The sequence below is a fragment of the Phormidium tenue FACHB-1052 genome (genome assembly GCF_014696675.1).
GTDB classification, from domain to species: domain Bacteria; phylum Cyanobacteriota; class Cyanobacteriia; order Phormidesmidales; family Phormidesmidaceae; genus Nodosilinea; species Nodosilinea tenuis_A.
Genome location: NZ_JACJQN010000009.1, coordinates 14,157 through 30,105, shown reverse-complemented (window position 1 = coordinate 30,105; position 15,949 = coordinate 14,157). Strand labels below are relative to the sequence as shown.

Genomic DNA, 15,949 nt, shown 5'->3' with positions numbered 1-15,949 from the left:
TCTTTAAGACTACAAAACTTAAGATCCCTGTCTGTAAACATTTTTCCTGTTAGCCCCCAACTACGCCTGGAGAATTGCCATGCAAGCCCCGTTAAAAGCCGCTGCCGTTGCGATCGCCCTGGTTGGTTTGACCCTAGTTGGCTGCACCGCCCCCTCGTCGGACAATCCCGTTGGCGATACCCCCACCGCCCCCGACGAACCCCTGATTGCCGATGGGCCGGTTGTGTTTGAATGCCCCGATGGCGAAATTATTACCGCCCAGTTTAGCGAGGCCAATACCGCCGTGGTCACCCTGCCCGACCAGGAACCAATTCGCCTACCCGCCACCGTAGCCGCCTCTGGTGCCCGCTACAGCGATGGCAACACCACCTTCTGGAACAAGGGCAACGAGGCGATGGTCGAGGTGAATGGCACGGTGGTGTTCTCCGGCTGCCAAGCCCAACGCTAAACGGTGCAGGCCGCTCGACTACCCCGCCAGCAGCTGCATCATCTGTTCTTGGCTGAGTACGCTGCCCACTACCCGGCGCACGGGGCCTGGAGAAGTCTGAATCAGCGTTGGGGTCGCCCTGATATTAGCGGCCTCGGCTTCGTCGGGGTGAGTGGTGACATCAATCACCTGGAGGGTATAGGCACCGGGCAGGGTTGATTCTAGGGTGGTGTACAAAAACCGCAGCATTCTTTCGGTGACAGCGGTGTCGGTGGCGCTGACAAACAGCCTAAAGCAGTGCGCTGGGGGCAGCGGGGCCACCGCTAGCGGTGTTTCTGGCAGCGGGGCAGCGGGGGTAGAGGCTGCGATCGCCTGCTCGACGCGCATCACCAACTCATGGCACTCCCACAGTTGGGGAAAAGCGGCCTGGTATGACTCAATCAGCGCTACCGAACATTCTTCAACGCTGGTGTAGTTGGGCTGCCACTGCAATTCCCCCAGGCCAAACAGCGCATTGAGCAGGGGTTGAAACCGCAGCACACGGGGGTAAGCCTCGGCTACGGTCACCGGGGTTTGAGTTGTGGGGTTAACCCAGCGATCGACGGTGGCCGTAAAGCAGGGCAGCAAAAAATAGGGCGGTTCGGGCAGCTCTAGATGGGTTTGCAAAGCCGCACAGAGATCCAGGTGCCAGTGGGCTCGTTTTTGCTCGTCAATGCAGTAGACGCAGTCACCCCCTGGGGTAAAGAGGGCAATCCCTTTAAAGCTAGAGGCGACTGCACCCACCGCTGGGCCTACCGCAGCACCGTTAGACACGGCCTCGCAGCATTTGGGCCATCTCGTTTTGCCTGGGCGACATTTCCAGCGCGGTCTCTTCGGTGATGCGCCCCGACTCATAGAGGGCGTAGAGCGACTGGTTCATGGTACACATGCCGTCGAAGGTACATTTGGGAATCAGCGCTTCGACTTCGTCGAGCTGCCCCCGCAGAATGTAGTCTTTGATCGCATCGGTGTTGATCAGAATGTCGTGGAAGGCGGCCCGCTTGCCGTCGGTGGTGCGGCAGAGGCCCTGAGCAATGACCGCCACCAGCGACTCCGCCAGGGAAACCCGCACCGGGGCCTGCTGCTCCGGCTCGTAGAGGTTGAGAATCCGCTCTACGGTCTTAACAGCGCTGTTGGTGTGCAGGGTACCCATTACCAGGTGACCCGTCTGGGCAGCTTTGAGGGCGGTGTTGACGGTTTCTTTGTCCCGCATCTCACCGACCAGAATGATGTCGGGGTCTTCCCGCAGGGAAGCCTTGAGGGCGTTGTCAAACTTCTGGGTGTGCATGCCCACTTCCCGCTGCTTGATCAGCGATCGCCGACTGGTGTGCACAAATTCCACCGGATCCTCAATGGTGATGATGTTTTTAGGCATCTCGGTGTTGACGTAGTCGATCATCGCCGCCATGGTGGTCGATTTACCCGAACCCGTTGGCCCTGTGACCAGCACCAGCCCCTTGTGGTAGTGGCACACATCGCGAAAAATCGGTGAGAAGCCCAGCTGGTCAAGGGTGAGAATCTTCACCGGAATCAGGCGCAGCACCATGGAGGGGCCGCGCAGCGTGTCAAAGATGTTAATCCGGATGCGGGTGAAGTCGTACTGGGCCGCCCCATCAAAGTCCATGGTTTGGCGAAACTCTTGAATTTCGTCAGGCTTGAGAATTTCTGCGAGCCAGGCGTAGAAGGTGGCTTCGTCAGTGACGGGGTACTCGGTGGCTGAGATGTCGCCGCGATCGCGGAAGCGCGGAATTTCCCCGACGCCCAGGTGAATGTCTGAGAAGCCCTTGTCAAAGGCCTCGCGCACAATTTTTTCTAGGGTTAGCCCGCTGCCCACCTTGAGGGTGTCTGCCGCCTTAGGCATGGGTGGCGGCGAAGGCGGACGGTGGCGAGCTTGCCCTGGGGCAGGTGCAGCCTGAGCCGCTGGAGCGGGGGGCTGATGGGCTGCCGGAGCTTGACCGACCGGAGGCTGATGGGCTGCCGGAGCCTGGCCGACCGGAGCCGACTGGGCCACTGGAGCGTGACCGGCTGCTGCTGCCTGGGCTGCCGCCTGACCTGCGGCACGCGCGGCAGCTTGAGCCCGAGCTGCCGCTGAGGCTTGGGCCTGAGCCGCCGTTTGAGGAGGTCTGGGCGGTGGCGGTGGTGCAGGTTGGGCCCCGGGGGCGTTGGGTAACTCAGCCATAAAAGGGTTCTCCATGATGGACTCGACAGCGACAGGTACGACAGCTGGGGCGGGGCAGGGCAGCCCGTTTGCCCGTGGAATACAGTCAGGTTGCCCACATTGGGTGCAGAACTTAGCTAGTCCATGACCTCTGGCAATGCCACGACAGTCTAACAACAGTTGCAGGGTTTGATGGGCTGGTTATAACCCCTGAGTATACAACCTGTACCCAATTAGCTCATCAAGGTGCGCCCCAGCAGGTGGCCATGGCTAAAGACCGATCGCATCAGCCCCCAGCGCACCGGATTAGGGGCGCGGCCAAACAGCCCCAGCATGGCCTGCACTACCTCAGGCAGCGAGAGATTGTCGGTCAAAAACCCGGCCCAGTCATCGGTGGGCAGGTTAAAAAAGGCATTAAAAAACTGATGCAGCTGCGGCGCGTCAAAGGCCATCAGATTTTCGAGGCCGAAAAGATAGAGGTAGTGCTTGCGAACGCGATCGGCGGGCCATAGGGCTTGCCAAGCCTGGTGGGCCACTTGGTCAGGGGGCGTGTGGGGTGAGCTAAGGGCAGCGGCGATCGCCCCAGCCAGCCCCGGCCCCCGCCGCAGCAGTGCCCCCACCATATAGCCCGATGCTGGATGCACCATGCTAGCAGCCCCACCAAAGCCCACCACCCGCTGGGTAAAATCGGGCAGCGGCTGGTTCATCGGAAACAGGCACCGCTCGACATGGTGAATATACTCGACCTCAATACCCCGGTGGCGCAGCCGCTGGTGCAGCCGCTGCGTCAGCACCTCTATAGAAATGGCCGGGTGGTGGGCCAGCGAGGTTTCTTCCACAAAGTACACCCCATCGCCCAAATCCATCGCGTAGAGAAAGGTGGGCGGTTCCTGTCGCTGGGCGGGTGTGAGATAGTCGTCGCGGAAGTCCATCAGCACCATTTGCTGAGGGTCGGTAGGCGGCTTAGAAAACCGCCCCACAATACCGTAGGCCGCTTGAAACGACAGGTCTGAGGCAGCCGGACGCTGCACTAGCGCCGTCTGATGCCCCGTGGCATCGACCACCAGCCGAGCAGTAAGCTTTTCACCCGATGCGGTCGTGACCTGGGTATGGGTGGGCCTGTGCTCAATGTGAATGGCTTTATCTCGGCACCAGGTGACTTGGTGCTGCTCAGCCTGGTTTAGCCAGTGGGCTTGCAGGCGATCGTTGCTCAGTAACCCATACTCGCGATGCAGGGGCACGGGGCCACTGTTGACATGCACCACGCAATCCTTCCAGCGATGCTCTAAAAACGGCACCAGACCCACATCTTCGAGTTCATCGACCCAGATGCCGTAGGTGTTGGGCCAGGGGTGCGCCGGATCGCCCAGGGCCAACACCTGCACCGCCAGCCCCGTCTCTGCCAGGGCTGCCACTAGCGACAGCCCCGCCGGCCCCGCGCCAATGACCAACACATCCTGCATGAACTGCCTGCAACCTCGTTTGCTGTGAACCCCTATCTTACAAAGATTGCGGTCGTTATTGAGCAGATCGGGGTGAGGGGAGCAAGGGTGCGGGAGGCAGGTGATAGTCGCTTTGAGGTGCTCCTCGGCTCTAATTTCCCCCTGCCGCAGCCGGGCAATGTATCATTCAGAGGCGATTTAACCCAAATGTGGCCATGGCAAATCTTGCAAGCGATCCCAATGTACTGGCTACGGTGGTGGGCATTGTGGCCCTAGCTTTAGCCCCTTTGGCGTTTTTGCTGTGGTTTTTCTACACTCGCGACAAGCTCAACCCAGAGCCACGCGGGCTGGTGCTGAGAATTTTTGGCTTCGGGATTCTGGCTTTCATTCCAGTATTTTTGGTGCGGCAGTTTGTTCCCCTACCGGCCTGGATGATGGCGGTGGTAGTAGTACCCGTGCTGGCCGAACTAGCAAAATTTTGGGTGGTGAAGGCAGGCGTCTACAACCACCCTGAGTTTGACGAACCCGTGGATGGAATTATTTTTGCCGCTGCGGCTGGCCTGGGATTCGCCACCCTAGAGGTGATTGGCTCGATGCTCTACGCCTACTTTGCTGTGGCGCGGCTGGGGGTGCCGGGGAATGCCTGGGCGGCAGCCTGGCCCGCCGTGCTCAGCATGTTTGCCCTGCGGGGATTACTGAGCGCTCCGGGGCATGCCCTGTGGTCATCGCTCTGGGGCTATGCCCTGGGGATGGCAAAATTTTCTCCTGCTAGCCAGGGTAGCGGGCTGGTGCGCAATGGCCTGGTAGCAGCCATGCTCTCCCATGCTGCCTTTAATGCTCTGGCGCTGGAGTCGAGCTGGTGGCTCAACCGAGTGGGTTTGGTGCTGGTGGTTGCGGTGCTGTGGTTTGTGGTCATGCGCTGTTTGCGCTATGCCCTGGCTCTGACGCCCGAAACCTAGGGCGGTTCTAGAGAATGACGGGGTGGAAAAAGGGGAAGGGCAAACACCGTTTGCCCCTACGGAAGGGCTGATCTACTGCTGTGAGACAGTCTTTTGCCTTGCTCCCTTACACAGAATCAATACTGCAATAGGACGGTGACTGGCACATCGGGGAGCTTAGTGCGGCCCTCTAGACCCACTAGCTCAATGACAAAGCCATACCCGGCAACGGTGCAGCCGGTTTGCTCGACTAGCTTGGCGGTGGCCGCAGCGGTGCCCCCGGTGGCAATTAGATCGTCGATAATCAGCACTCGGCTACCCTCCGGAAAAGCATCTTGGTGGAGTTCGAGGGTATCTTTGCCATATTCCAGCGCGTAGCTGGCGGTGTGCACGGCGGCGGGCAGCTTGCCGGGCTTGCGCACTGGGGCAAACCCCACCCCTAGCTTGTAGGCCAGGGGCATGCCAAAGATGAATCCTCGCGACTCGATGCCTACGATGTAATTGGGGCGATACTCTGCCACCTGCTCAGCAAACAAGTCGATGGTGTACTGCAACGCGGTGGGGTCACTCAACAGCGGCGTGATGTCGCGGAAGAGAATGCCAGGCTTGGGGAAGTCGGGAATGTCGCGGATATGGGCTTTGAGATCCATCAGGAATGCGGGGTCAAGGGCGTTGATATGGTATCACCGTGGGGGATGGGGCGGTGAGGAAGATAGGGGAGATGGTGAAGCTGAGGAAGATGGCAAAGATTTCATGCCCTATCTCGTCATTCTTCTACCGCCTCGTTGTGGAGAAGTTGTCAAACCAGCCGCGTTTCCAGAAGAAGTAGATTTGCAGCACGGCAATCACGGCCATCACTGAGAGGCAGATGATGTAGCCCCAGTACCACCCCAGCTCTGGCATGTTTAAGGGTGATTTTTCGGTATTGAAGTTCATGCCGTAGACGCCAGCAATAAAGGTGAGGGGAATGAAGATAGAAGAGATCACCGTCAGCAGTTTCATGACTTCGTTCATGCGGTTGTTGATGGAGGAGAGGTAGACGTCCATCAGACTAGAGGCGATTTCGCGGTAGTTTTCGATGATGTCAACGACTTGCACTATGTGGTCGTAGACGTCTTGTAGGTAGACGCGCACTTCCTGGCTGATTAGATCGTCGCTGTCGCGAATCAGGCTGTTGATGACGCTACGCTGGGGCCAGATGTAGCGGCGCAGTTTCATCAGCGCCCGGCGCATGCGGTGAATTTTTTTGATGGTGGCATTGGTGGGGTTGGCCACTACTTCTTCTTCAAGGTCTTCGAGAGTTTCGCCAATTACCTCTAGCACTGGGAAGAAGCTATCGACGATGGTATCCATTAGGGCGTAGGCTAGGTAGTCGGCTCCCTGGGCGCGGATGGTGCCGGTGCCGCGACGGATGCGATCGCGCACCGGGTTAAATGAGTCCCACTCAGGCTCTTCCTGAAATGTGATCAGAAAACCACTGCCCATGACAAAGCTCACCTGCTCACTGCCCACCCCAGAGCCGGTTTTTTTAGACTGCACCATCTGCATGATGATCAGAATTTTGTCGTCGTAAAAGTCGATTTTGGGGCGGTGGGGCACGTTAACAATGTCTTCGAGCATCAAGGGGTGGAGGCCAAAGGTCTGACCAATTTGCAGCAGGGAGTCTTCGCTGCCCAGCCCTCGGGCATCAAGCCAGGTGACGCTTTCGGGCCTGCCAAGGGCTTCGCACTCAGATGGGTGATCGATAGTGGCGGTACGCACGGCTTCTGGGCCGTAGTCGATCAAATGCAGCTCGGTGGGCAAGGCATCGTCGGGAATATTTAGCGTGCCGGGGAGCGTGCCGGGGGTTGAATAGTTGAAGTCGATTAGTTTCTTCCTACCCTCGTGGGGCGCGGCTTTGAGGGTGTTAGAAGCCGCCGCTCTCAGCGCCTCAGCGTCAACGGTTCCGGCCCATGGCCGATCGGCTCGGTCTGGCGAGGAGGAGGGGTTGGCCCCTGGGTTTGGTGTGCGGCGCGACATAACTCTAACTTCCAACGATTCCACATAAAGCATAGGGGCACAGCCGTAACTGTGCCCCTAGGGGTTAAGCATTTATTCAGAGATGACTAGGGGCAGGCTACATCATGCCCATGCCGCCCATGCCACCCATGCCGCCCATGCCACCCATACCGCCCATGCCGCCCATACCGCCCATGCCGGGGTCACCAGCGGGAGCGGGAGGCTCAGGGATATCGACCACTAGGGCTTCGGTGGTGAGCAGCAGACCGGCGATGGAAGCCGCATCTTGCAGACCCGATCGCACGACTTTAGCGGGGTCGATAATGCCTGCTTGAATCAGGTCTTCGTAGGCACCCGTAAGGGCGTTGTAGCCCGTGGGGAAGCTCATCTCCTTGACCTTCTCGACAATCACCGAGCCGGGTTGGCCCGCGTTGTCGGCAATTTGGCGCAGGGGCGCTTCCACAGCCCGCATGACGATATCTACACCGATCGCCTCTTCAGCGCTGAGAGAAGCTTTGAGCGACTCCAGCTTGGGGGCCAGGTGCAGCAGGGTGGCACCACCGCCGGGGACGATGCCTTCTTCTACCGCAGCCTTGGTGGCGCTGAGGGCATCTTCGATGCGCAGCTTGCGGTCTTTAAGCTCGGTTTCGGTGGCGGCTCCGACTTTGATGACGGCGACGCCGCCCGCTAGCTTAGCCAGGCGCTCGGCGAGCTTTTCTTTGTCGTAGTCAGAGTCGGTGACGGCCAGCTCTTTACGAATTTGCTCGATGCGCTTGTCGATGTCGGCTTTGTTGCCCGCATCTGACACCAGGGTGGTGGTGTCTTTGGTGATGGTGGCTTTAACAGCCAGGCCCAGCATGGACAGGTCGGCGGTGTCGAGGCTGAGGCCCACTTCTTCAGAGATTACCTGGCCGCCAGTGAGTACGGCGATGTCTTGCAGCATGGCTTTGCGGCGATCGCCAAAGCTCGGCGCTTTCACCGCCGCTACATTCAGCACGCCCCGGGCCTTGTTGACCACCAGGGTAGCTAGAGCCTCGCCCTCAATGTCTTCGGCAATGATCAGCAGGGGAGCACCCTCGCGAGCCACCTTCTCTAGCACCGACACCAGATCTTGAATTGAGCTGATTTTTTTGTCGACGATTAGCACACGAGCGTTATCAAGCTCGGTCACCATACGCTCTTGGTCGGTGACGAAGTAGGGGGAAATGTAGCCGCGATCGAACTGCATCCCCTCGACAACATCCAGCTCGGTGTAGAGAGACTTCGATTCTTCCACGGTGATGACGCCGTCTTTGGTCACCTTATCCATGGCTTCGGCGATCATTTTGCCGATCTCTTCGTCGCTGCCAGCGGAGACGGTGGCGACCTGGGCGATGGTGGCATTGCCTTCTACGGGCTTAGCCACAGCGGCGATTTCGCTCACCAGCAGGGCAACGGCTTTGTCGATGCCGCGACGCAGGCTGACGGGGTTGGTGCCTGCGGCCACGTTCTTGAGACCTTCTTTGACCATGGCCTGAGCCAGCACAGTAGCGGTGGTGGTGCCATCGCCCGCTAAATCTTTGGTCTTAGAGGCCACCTCTTGCATGAGGCGAGCGCCCATATTTTCAAAGGGGTCTTCTAGCTCAATCTCTTTGGCAATGGTGATGCCGTCGTTAACAATCTGTGGTGCCCCGTACTTTTTCTCAAGTACGACGTTGCGACCCCTGGGGCCGAGGGTAATTTTAACGGCGTCGGCTAAGGCGTTGACGCCTTTCTCGAGGGCCTGCCGCGAAGCCTCATCAAAGGAAATTCTTTTTGCCATGTCGTCCTGTCTTTCAGCTCTCCAGAGACAAACTTAGCACTCGCTATGCCAGAGTGCTAACCTTGCCAGATTACCGCTGCGCGAGACAGCCGGTAAGTCGCAATAACCGATCCTCTACGGCAAAGGGGGCAAATTCCTTTAGCAATACAGTTGAACTTCTGCCGTGCTGCTAGTAGGTCAAGACCGCCGGGAGTGATGCTATGCGGGAAAGAAAGGAGTTGCCACCTCATCAATGCTCGTGGTCTGCTTCTTGCTCATCTAGTGAGAGGAACAGTGTTTCTGCGTTCAAGGCTAGATCGTCGTCGGTCAAGGGTGGAAAGTCTAGATTAGCTAGCCGTCTCAAGATTGCCAGGGCAATCGCAATTTGTTCTGTGTCGGGCAATGCATCAAAGGTGTTGAGAAGCTCTTGGGCTGTGGCCGTCATAGGTTTTTGCTCAGTGCCTACTTAAACCTTACTACAGGCGCTAGTGCAGACTTATTAGCTGGTCAGCTTCCATCCGTTGATATTAATGCCAAAAAATCTATGGCTTTTACAATTTCAATATCTTGGTAGTTAGTTAACGACAAAAGATGTTTGTCTCCTGTAACAATATGAGTAGCGCTACTGAGTAATGCACACTCCACAACCATGTCGTCGTCTGGGTCATTGGGGACTGCTTTGAGTGTCTTTGAAATTTTCACCATCCTAGAAAAGCTCTGTACCTCACTCACAGCAGCTTGGGCCATTGCTTCGGAGAATTTGAATTTGTTTATCAGCTTTTCCAAAAACTCATCCAGAATGGCCTGACAGGTTACGGATTCGACCTGCCCTATTTTTGCCGCTGCCAGGCATCGAAAAGGAGTGCCGGTGCTGGATAGCAAGGCAGAGATCAAAATATTGGTGTCAAAGACGGCAACGTAGTGCATTAATCTTCGTGCAACACGTCATCTATAAAAGTTTCGCGCTCTTCTTCGGTCATAGCATCCCAGTTGAGGCCACGCTCTTGAGCAACTATTCTGACTTTCTCAGTTCCGTAGTTAGAGAGCGAGTCCCACGTACTCCATTGCTGAAGTATTAGGTACTTGAATACTTCAGCCTGCTGTTGAGGGGGAAGCTGCTTGACCAATTCAATAACTTGCCCATTACTCAGGGTTAAGATTGCCATTCTGCCTCACCTCTTTTGCGTAGATTTTGTGGCAAAGTATTTGCTATTTGAAGTATGAGATTAATGCAACCTCACTCTGTCTGCTTCTGAAGAGAGATATTAGCGAGACGATGAAATGCTTCTTGATATAAGGCCATAATCTTTTTAAGAAGAACAAAGTCAATCCAGAACTCGCCCATATTCTGAGTGTGCCGAGATTCAACATATTTGTCGGTGTACCGGAATGTATCAGAACCCCTATCAAACTCATCAAACTCAAGAATCCATTTCCTAAACCATGTCGGCAACTTTGCTTTTAATTGTTTCTGAATTTGTTCTTCCAACTTCTCCGTCATATTTAAGAGATTGTGCCCTCTAGCATCTTTCAACACAGCTTTCAAATACAGTTCTAAACAATGCCGGTAGTTATAGAGAACTGGATAAATAATTTCATAAGCCTCAGTATCAGATGCTAGAACTTTATCAACAAGAATGTCTCCCGCTAGCTTAAAGGCATTTGCAACTCGTAGCGTTGTATAAACATCGTATAAAATTCCACCAAGAATTGCTCCATGTTTCCATGTTTCGTCAATGACATCTGGTGGAGTCTGAAAAATCTGCTGCTGGAAGATCTCTTCCGGGTCGTCCAACACCATAACTGACTTCCCTACCCATCTATCTGAGCTACTTGTTCAAGTATATTCAAGATGGCCTAGCCCCAGGTACTAACCAGCGACCTTTACGGACTGTCCAACCGAGAACTAAGCGATACAGCTATGTATTAAGTGTCAGATTCACTGGATAAGATCCATACATCCAGGATTATTCGGCGGCTTCACAGGACACTACTTAGTTTTTAGGGAACCAAATGTCATATTTGCTGGATAATTCCTAATTTCAAGATATTATCCAGCATCGCCTAAGCTATCTCTGCGTTATAAGCTCTCTCACAGCGGAGCCTGCTATATCGCTAATTTACATCCTCACATACTCCTGAAGCGACTTCACTTGCAGGGGGTGCTGTTGCAGGGAGTGGATGGCGGAGGCTGTAGCCTTGGCTCCGGCGATGGTGGTGATAATTGGTACCTTGTAGGCCAGGGCCGTGCGACGAATAGAGCGATCGTCCTCGATCGCAGTGCTACCCGCTGGAGTGTTGATAATTAGCTGAATTTCGTTGTTTTTGATCGCGTCTTCGATGTTGGGGCGGCCCTCGTGGACTTTGAGAATGAGGTTTACGGTGAGCCCTTCATCCATGAGGGCGGCGCGGGTGCCCGAGGTGGCGATCAGTTTGAGGCCCATGTCGGCCAGTTCTTTGGCAACGGGGATGACGGCGGCTTTGTCGCGATCGTTCATGGAGATAAAGACAGTGCCGGCGAGGGGCAACTTTTGGTTGGCTCCCAGTTCGGCTTTGGCGAAGGCTTTGCCAAAGTCGGCGTCAATGCCCATGACTTCGCCGGTAGAGCGCATTTCGGGGCCGAGCAGGGCGTCGGTACCCGCAAACTTGTCGAAGGGCAGCACGGCTTCTTTCACTGAAATGTGCTGGGGAATCACCTCTTTGGTGAAGCCTAGCTCGGCCAGGGTTTTGCCCGACATGACCCGCACGGCGATCTTGGCTAGCGGGTGGCCGATCGCCTTCGAGACAAAGGGCACCGTGCGCGAGGCGCGGGGATTGGCCTCAATGATGTAGACCTGATCGCCCTTGACCGCAAACTGAATGTTCATTAGGCCGATCACCTTCAGGCGCTTGGCCAGCTTCACCGTCCAGTCGCGGATGGTGGCGAGGGCGGCGTCGGGCAGGGTCATGGTGGGGAGCGAACAGGCCGAGTCGCCGGAGTGGATGCCCGCCTGCTCAATGTGCTCCATAATGCCGCCGATGACGACCTGGCCGGTGTGGTCGGCGATCGCATCCACATCCACCTCGATCGCGTTCTCCAAAAACTTGTCGATCAAAATCGGGTGGTCGGGCTCCACATGCACCGCGTAGGTCATGTAGCGCTCTAGGTCAGTGTCGGAGTAGACGATTTCCATGGCGCGGCCACCGAGCACGTAGCTGGGGCGCACTACTACCGGGTAGTCGATCTGCTGGGCCACCTTGAGCGCATCTTGGTAGCTGCGGGCCATGCCGTTGGGGGGCTGCTTAATGTCGAGTTCGCGCAGAATGGCCTCGAAGCGTTCGCGGTCTTCGGCGGTGTCGATGGAGTCGGGGGAGGTGCCCCAGATTTTGGTGGGTGGGTGGATGGGTGGATGGGCGGATGGGTCGGCGGCGGGCAGGGAGGCGAGGTATTGCTGGAGGGGGACGGCTAACTTGAGGGGGGTCTGGCCGCCGAACTGGATGATGATGCCGATGGGGTTTTCGGCTTCGATGATGTTGAGCACGTCCTCTTTGGTTAGGGGCTCAAAGTAGAGGCGATCGCTGGTGTCGTAGTCGGTCGAGACCGTTTCGGGGTTGGAGTTGACCATGATCGTCTCAAAGCCATCGTCGCGTAGGGCAAACGACGCGTGGCAGCAGCAGTAGTCAAACTCGATGCCCTGGCCGATGCGGTTGGGGCCGCCGCCGAGGATCATCACCTTGGGGCGATCGCTGGGCAGCACCTCGGTCTCGTCTTCGTAGGTGGAGTAGTAGTAGGGGGTAAAGGCCTCAAACTCGGCGGCGCAGGTGTCAACGGTCTTGTAGACGGGAATGACGCCTAGACCCTTGCGGTATTGGCGCACCTCGTCTTCGTGGGTGCCGGTGGCATAGGCGATCTGGCGATCGCTAAAGCCCTGGCGCTTGACCGCCCGCATGTCGTCGTAGCTCAGCTCGGTCAGTGGGGTGCGCTTGAGAAACTTTTCGGTCTGCAGCAGGCCTGAGAGCTGGTTGAGAAACCAGGGGTCGATGGCGGTGAGGTCGTAGATATCGTTGACGGTGAGGCCGAGCTGCATGGCGTGGCGCAGATCGAAGATGCGCTCGGGGTTGGGAGTGCGCAGCTTGGGGCGAATTTCGTTGAGGCTGGGCAGCTTTTCGGCGCGATCGCAGCCCCAGCCCGCCCGGCCAGTCTCCAGCGATCGCAGCGCTTTCTGGAACGACTCCTGGAAGGTGCGACCGATCGCCATCGCCTCGCCCACCGACTTCATTTGGGTGGTCAAGGTCGAGGTGGTGCCGGGGAATTTTTCAAAGGCAAACCGGGGAATCTTGGTCACCACGTAGTCGATGGTGGGCTCAAAGCTGGCCGGAGTTTTCTTGGTGATGTCGTTGGAAATTTCGTTGAGGGTGTAGCCCACCGCTAGCTTGGCGGCAAATTTTGCGATCGGGAAGCCCGTTGCCTTAGACGCCAGCGCCGAGCTGCGCGACACCCGAGGGTTCATCTCAATGACAATAAAATCGCCGTTGTCAGGGTTGACCGCAAACTGAATGTTGGAACCGCCCGTCTCCACGCCGATTTCGCGGATGATCTTGACCGAGGCATCGCGCAGGCGCTGGTATTCCTTGTCGGTCAGGGTTTGAGCCGGGGCCACGGTGATCGAGTCGCCAGTGTGGACGCCCATGGGGTCGAGGTTTTCGATTGAGCAGATGATCACCACGTTATCCGCTAAGTCACGCATCACCTCCAGCTCGTACTCCTTCCAACCCAGCAGCGACTGCTCGACGAGAATCTGCGACACCGGGCTGGCATCGAGGCCCGATCGCGCAATGGTTTCAAATTCTTCCTGGTTGTAGGCGATGCCGCCGCCGGTGCCGCCCATGGTGTAGGCCGGGCGAATGATGAGAGGGAATGTGCCAATCTGCTTGGCAATCTGCTTGGCCTCATCCATGGTCTCGGCCAGGCCCGACGGGCACACGGGTACTTCAATGCGCGCCATCGCCTCTTTAAACAGCTTGCGATCTTCCGCCATTTCAATAGCATCGAGCTTGGCCCCAATTAGCTCGACGCCGTAGCGCTCTAGCACGCCGGTTTTGGCCAGGGTCACCGCCAGATTCAGCGCCGTTTGACCACCCATGGTGGGCAGCAGCACATCGGGGCGCTCCCGCTCAATCACCCGCTCCACGATTTCGGGGGTCAGGGGCTCGATGTAGGTGCGATTCGCCGTCTCCGGGTCGGTCATAATCGTCGCCGGGTTGGAGTTGATTAGCACCACCTCGTAGCCCTCTTCCCGCAGGGCTTTGCAGGCCTGGGTGCCAGAGTAGTCAAACTCGCAGGCCTGACCAATGACAATCGGGCCAGAGCCGATCAGCAGAATCTTTTTGATGTCATCACGGCGGGGCATAGGCTGCACGGGTGCGTAGGAAAAATCCAAATCATTCTAAGGGCTAATTGCCAGATTCGTTTGCTTAGGTTGCAGCATTCCGACGCGATTCTGGGCGGGATTTCCCAGGGCTGCGGGCCAATGTCAGCGTTTAGTGAATTTAAGCAAAACTTCCGCACTATCACCGAGGGCTTTTGGGGGCAAAAAGTACCCGCGCGGGTAATGCGATCGCCCCGACCCCCTTGCCATGATGGGGCCATCCATCGAGTTGAACTACACGAGGTAGGCCATGACACGCCACGGTCAAATGTATCTCAGAGACACTGCTCCTCCGCGCTTTCGGGTTCCGGCTCGGGGCCGCTTCGGCAGAATGTTTCGCTGCACCCGCCCCTTTGCCCAAGACACCCCCGCCATTCGCCAGGCCCTGATGGAGCTGGGCAAAGCCGAAGGCATTATGGACCCCGGCCCCGCCAACAACCCCGATAACCCCGCGATTCCGGCTGGGTTTACCTTTTTGGGCCAGTTCATCGACCACGACCTCACCTTCGACCCCACCTCCAGCCTGGAGCGCCAGTCTGACCCTGAAGCGATCGAAAACTTCCGCACCCCATCCTTTGAGCTGGATAGTGTCTATGGCGCTGGCCCCACTGCCAGCCCCTTTCTCTACGACAGCCGCCCTGAAAATCGCGGCAAGCTGCTGATCGACGCGGCTCGCCCCCACGACCTGCCCCGGAACAGCCAGGGCATCGCGCTGCTGGGCGACCCCCGCAACGACGAAAACCTGATTGTGTCGCAGCTGCACCTGGCCTTCGTCAAGTTTCACAACGCGATGATCGACAAGCTCAAGGCCGATGGCGTCAACCCCAGCCAGCTATTTGACGAAGCCCAAAAGCTGGTGCGCTGGCACTACCAGTGGATTGTGCTGCATGAGTTTTTGCCGCTGCTGGTGGGCCAGAATGTGGTTGACACCGTGCTGCAGCGGGGCCGCCGCTTCTACAGCACTCGCTGGCGGCGTGAACCCTACATTCCAGTGGAATTTTCGGTGGCAGCCTACCGCTTTGGCCACAGCCAGGTGCGCGGCGGATATGTCATCAATAGCGGGTTTAGGGCGGCGATCTTTGCGGCCCCTGGCTCGGGCGGTAACGACCTGTCAAGCGGCAAACCGTTACCTCCCGAGCGGGTGATGGACTGGCGCAACTTTTTCAAAGTGAATGAAACTGCCACGCCTCAGCTCAGCCAGCGCATCGATGCCACCATCTCGCGACCCCTGTTTCAGCTGCCGTTTATTCCGCCCAACATGGCGTCGAACCCGGCCTCGCTAGCCCAGCGAAACCTGCTGCGCCACCTGACCTTTGGGCTACCCTCAGGTCAAACCGTCGCAGGCAAAATGGGAATTGCACCCTTGTCTGCCGCTGACCTGGCGGATGTGGCGGCGATCAGTACCGAGTTGGCCCACAACACGCCCCTGTGGTTCTACGTGCTGCGGGAGGCCGACAAGCGCGCCGATGGCCGATCGCTCGGTCCTGTGGGCGGTCGCATTGTGGCCGAGGTGTTTATCGGCCTGCTGCAATCTGACGAGCTGTCGTACCTCTGCCAAGAGCCCGACTGGAAACCCAGATTGGGAACCGGCGGTGACTTCAAGATGGCCGACCTGCTGAAGTTTGCGAAAGTCGCTGAGCCTCCTGTTCTGCCTACCCTACCCGCTCCGGCCCCTGTGCAACCCGCTGAGACACCTCAACCCGCCGAGGCATCCGCGAGCTAGGGTACAGCTCTAATCGCTATCTGACCTGTAGGGACG

General features: G+C 57.5%; 14 protein-coding genes. 3 read left to right on the top strand and 11 right to left on the bottom strand.

Translation table 11 applies throughout. The features are described 5' to 3' along the window. Nucleotides 1–79 precede the first annotated feature (79 nt). The gene (locus tag H6G07_RS13345) at nt 80–448 is read left to right on the top strand and encodes an MliC family protein (protein WP_073608655.1); all 369 of its coding nucleotides are present in this window, start codon (nt 80–82) and stop codon (nt 446–448) included. Nucleotides 449–466: 18 nt separating this feature from the next. Here the strand turns inward: H6G07_RS13345 and H6G07_RS26915 are convergent, their stop codons facing one another. The 3 genes from H6G07_RS26915 to crtL form a co-directional block, all read right to left on the bottom strand. Further along, nucleotides 467–1,240 (bottom strand): circadian clock KaiB family protein, encoded by a 774-nt coding sequence (locus H6G07_RS26915; RefSeq protein WP_244901925.1) that lies wholly within the window; start codon nt 1,238–1,240, stop codon nt 467–469. Continuing rightward, nucleotides 1,233–2,645, bottom strand: coding sequence for a type IV pilus twitching motility protein PilT (locus H6G07_RS13335; RefSeq protein WP_199312080.1), 1,413 nt, complete (start codon nt 2,643–2,645; stop codon nt 1,233–1,235). Before H6G07_RS13335 ends, H6G07_RS26915 begins: the two co-directional genes overlap by 8 nt. 212 nt (nt 2,646–2,857) lie before the next feature. Continuing rightward, nucleotides 2,858–4,087 (bottom strand): lycopene beta cyclase, encoded by a 1,230-nt coding sequence (gene crtL, locus H6G07_RS13330; protein ID WP_073608653.1) that lies wholly within the window; start codon nt 4,085–4,087, stop codon nt 2,858–2,860. Between the two features lie 194 nt (nt 4,088–4,281). On the opposite strand from crtL, the gene H6G07_RS13325 reads away from it, so the two are divergent. Next, nucleotides 4,282–5,025: a PrsW family intramembrane metalloprotease gene (locus H6G07_RS13325; RefSeq protein WP_073608652.1), complete on the top strand. Its 744-nt coding sequence runs from the start codon at nt 4,282–4,284 to the stop codon at nt 5,023–5,025. Nucleotides 5,026–5,141: 116 nt separating this feature from the next. On the opposite strand, the gene H6G07_RS13320 is transcribed toward H6G07_RS13325, so the two are convergent. The 8 genes from H6G07_RS13320 to carB form a co-directional block, all read right to left on the bottom strand. After that, on the bottom strand, nt 5,142–5,654 hold the full coding sequence (locus H6G07_RS13320; protein WP_073608651.1) for an adenine phosphoribosyltransferase: 513 nt from the start codon (nt 5,652–5,654) through the stop codon (nt 5,142–5,144). Between the two features lie 124 nt (nt 5,655–5,778). Further along, on the bottom strand, nt 5,779–7,023 hold the full coding sequence (gene corA / locus H6G07_RS13315) for a magnesium/cobalt transporter CorA (protein WP_084173171.1): 1,245 nt from the start codon (nt 7,021–7,023) through the stop codon (nt 5,779–5,781). A 97-nt stretch (nt 7,024–7,120) separates the two neighbouring features. Continuing rightward, nucleotides 7,121–8,803 carry a chaperonin GroEL gene (gene groL / locus H6G07_RS13310; RefSeq protein WP_073608650.1) on the bottom strand — a complete coding sequence of 561 codons (1,683 nt, stop codon included), beginning with the start codon at nt 8,801–8,803 and terminating at the stop codon, nt 7,121–7,123. 229 nt (nt 8,804–9,032) lie between these two features. Further along, complete coding sequence (locus H6G07_RS13305; RefSeq protein ID WP_073608649.1) at nt 9,033–9,227, bottom strand: hypothetical protein; 195 nt, start codon at nt 9,225–9,227, stop codon at nt 9,033–9,035. Between the two features lie 62 nt (nt 9,228–9,289). Beyond that, nucleotides 9,290–9,709 (bottom strand): putative toxin-antitoxin system toxin component, PIN family, encoded by a 420-nt coding sequence (locus tag H6G07_RS13300; protein ID WP_073608648.1) that lies wholly within the window; start codon nt 9,707–9,709, stop codon nt 9,290–9,292. Beyond that, nucleotides 9,709–9,948, bottom strand: coding sequence for a hypothetical protein (locus H6G07_RS13295; protein ID WP_073608647.1), 240 nt, complete (start codon nt 9,946–9,948; stop codon nt 9,709–9,711). The genes H6G07_RS13300 and H6G07_RS13295 overlap by 1 nt, the downstream gene beginning before the upstream one ends. Before the next feature lie 71 nt (nt 9,949–10,019). Beyond that, nucleotides 10,020–10,583 (bottom strand): hypothetical protein, encoded by a 564-nt coding sequence (locus tag H6G07_RS13290; protein WP_073608646.1) that lies wholly within the window; start codon nt 10,581–10,583, stop codon nt 10,020–10,022. 319 nt (nt 10,584–10,902) lie between these two features. Beyond that, complete coding sequence (gene carB / locus H6G07_RS13285; RefSeq protein ID WP_073608818.1) at nt 10,903–14,172, bottom strand: carbamoyl-phosphate synthase large subunit; 3,270 nt, start codon at nt 14,170–14,172, stop codon at nt 10,903–10,905. Between the two features lie 268 nt (nt 14,173–14,440). Here carB and H6G07_RS13280 point away from each other — a divergent pair, with 268 nt between their 5' ends. Further along, the gene (locus tag H6G07_RS13280; protein ID WP_084173169.1) at nt 14,441–15,913 is read left to right on the top strand and encodes a peroxidase family protein; all 1,473 of its coding nucleotides are present in this window, start codon (nt 14,441–14,443) and stop codon (nt 15,911–15,913) included. Nucleotides 15,914–15,949: the final 36 nt, after the last annotated feature.

What these genes read in the sequence shown, in the direction of transcription:
- H6G07_RS13345 (WP_073608655.1), top strand. Translation starts at nt 80, where the DNA reads ATGCAAGCCCCGTTAAAAGCCGCTGCCGTTGCGATCGCCCTGGTTGGT.
- H6G07_RS13335 (WP_199312080.1), bottom strand. Translation starts at nt 2,645, where the DNA reads ATGGCTGAGTTACCCAACGCCCCCGGGGCCCAACCTGCACCACCGCCA.
- crtL (WP_073608653.1), bottom strand. Translation starts at nt 4,087, where the DNA reads ATGCAGGATGTGTTGGTCATTGGCGCGGGGCCGGCGGGGCTGTCGCTA.
- H6G07_RS13325 (WP_073608652.1), top strand. Translation starts at nt 4,282, where the DNA reads ATGGCAAATCTTGCAAGCGATCCCAATGTACTGGCTACGGTGGTGGGC.
- H6G07_RS13320 (WP_073608651.1), bottom strand. Translation starts at nt 5,654, where the DNA reads ATGGATCTCAAAGCCCATATCCGCGACATTCCCGACTTCCCCAAGCCT.
- corA (WP_084173171.1), bottom strand. Translation starts at nt 7,023, where the DNA reads ATGTCGCGCCGCACACCAAACCCAGGGGCCAACCCCTCCTCCTCGCCA.
- groL (WP_073608650.1), bottom strand. Translation starts at nt 8,803, where the DNA reads ATGGCAAAAAGAATTTCCTTTGATGAGGCTTCGCGGCAGGCCCTCGAG.
- H6G07_RS13305 (WP_073608649.1), bottom strand. Translation starts at nt 9,227, where the DNA reads ATGACGGCCACAGCCCAAGAGCTTCTCAACACCTTTGATGCATTGCCC.
- H6G07_RS13300 (WP_073608648.1), bottom strand. Translation starts at nt 9,709, where the DNA reads ATGCACTACGTTGCCGTCTTTGACACCAATATTTTGATCTCTGCCTTG.
- H6G07_RS13295 (WP_073608647.1), bottom strand. Translation starts at nt 9,948, where the DNA reads ATGGCAATCTTAACCCTGAGTAATGGGCAAGTTATTGAATTGGTCAAG.
- H6G07_RS13290 (WP_073608646.1), bottom strand. Translation starts at nt 10,583, where the DNA reads ATGGTGTTGGACGACCCGGAAGAGATCTTCCAGCAGCAGATTTTTCAG.
- carB (WP_073608818.1), bottom strand. Translation starts at nt 14,172, where the DNA reads ATGCCCCGCCGTGATGACATCAAAAAGATTCTGCTGATCGGCTCTGGC.
- H6G07_RS13280 (WP_084173169.1), top strand. Translation starts at nt 14,441, where the DNA reads ATGACACGCCACGGTCAAATGTATCTCAGAGACACTGCTCCTCCGCGC.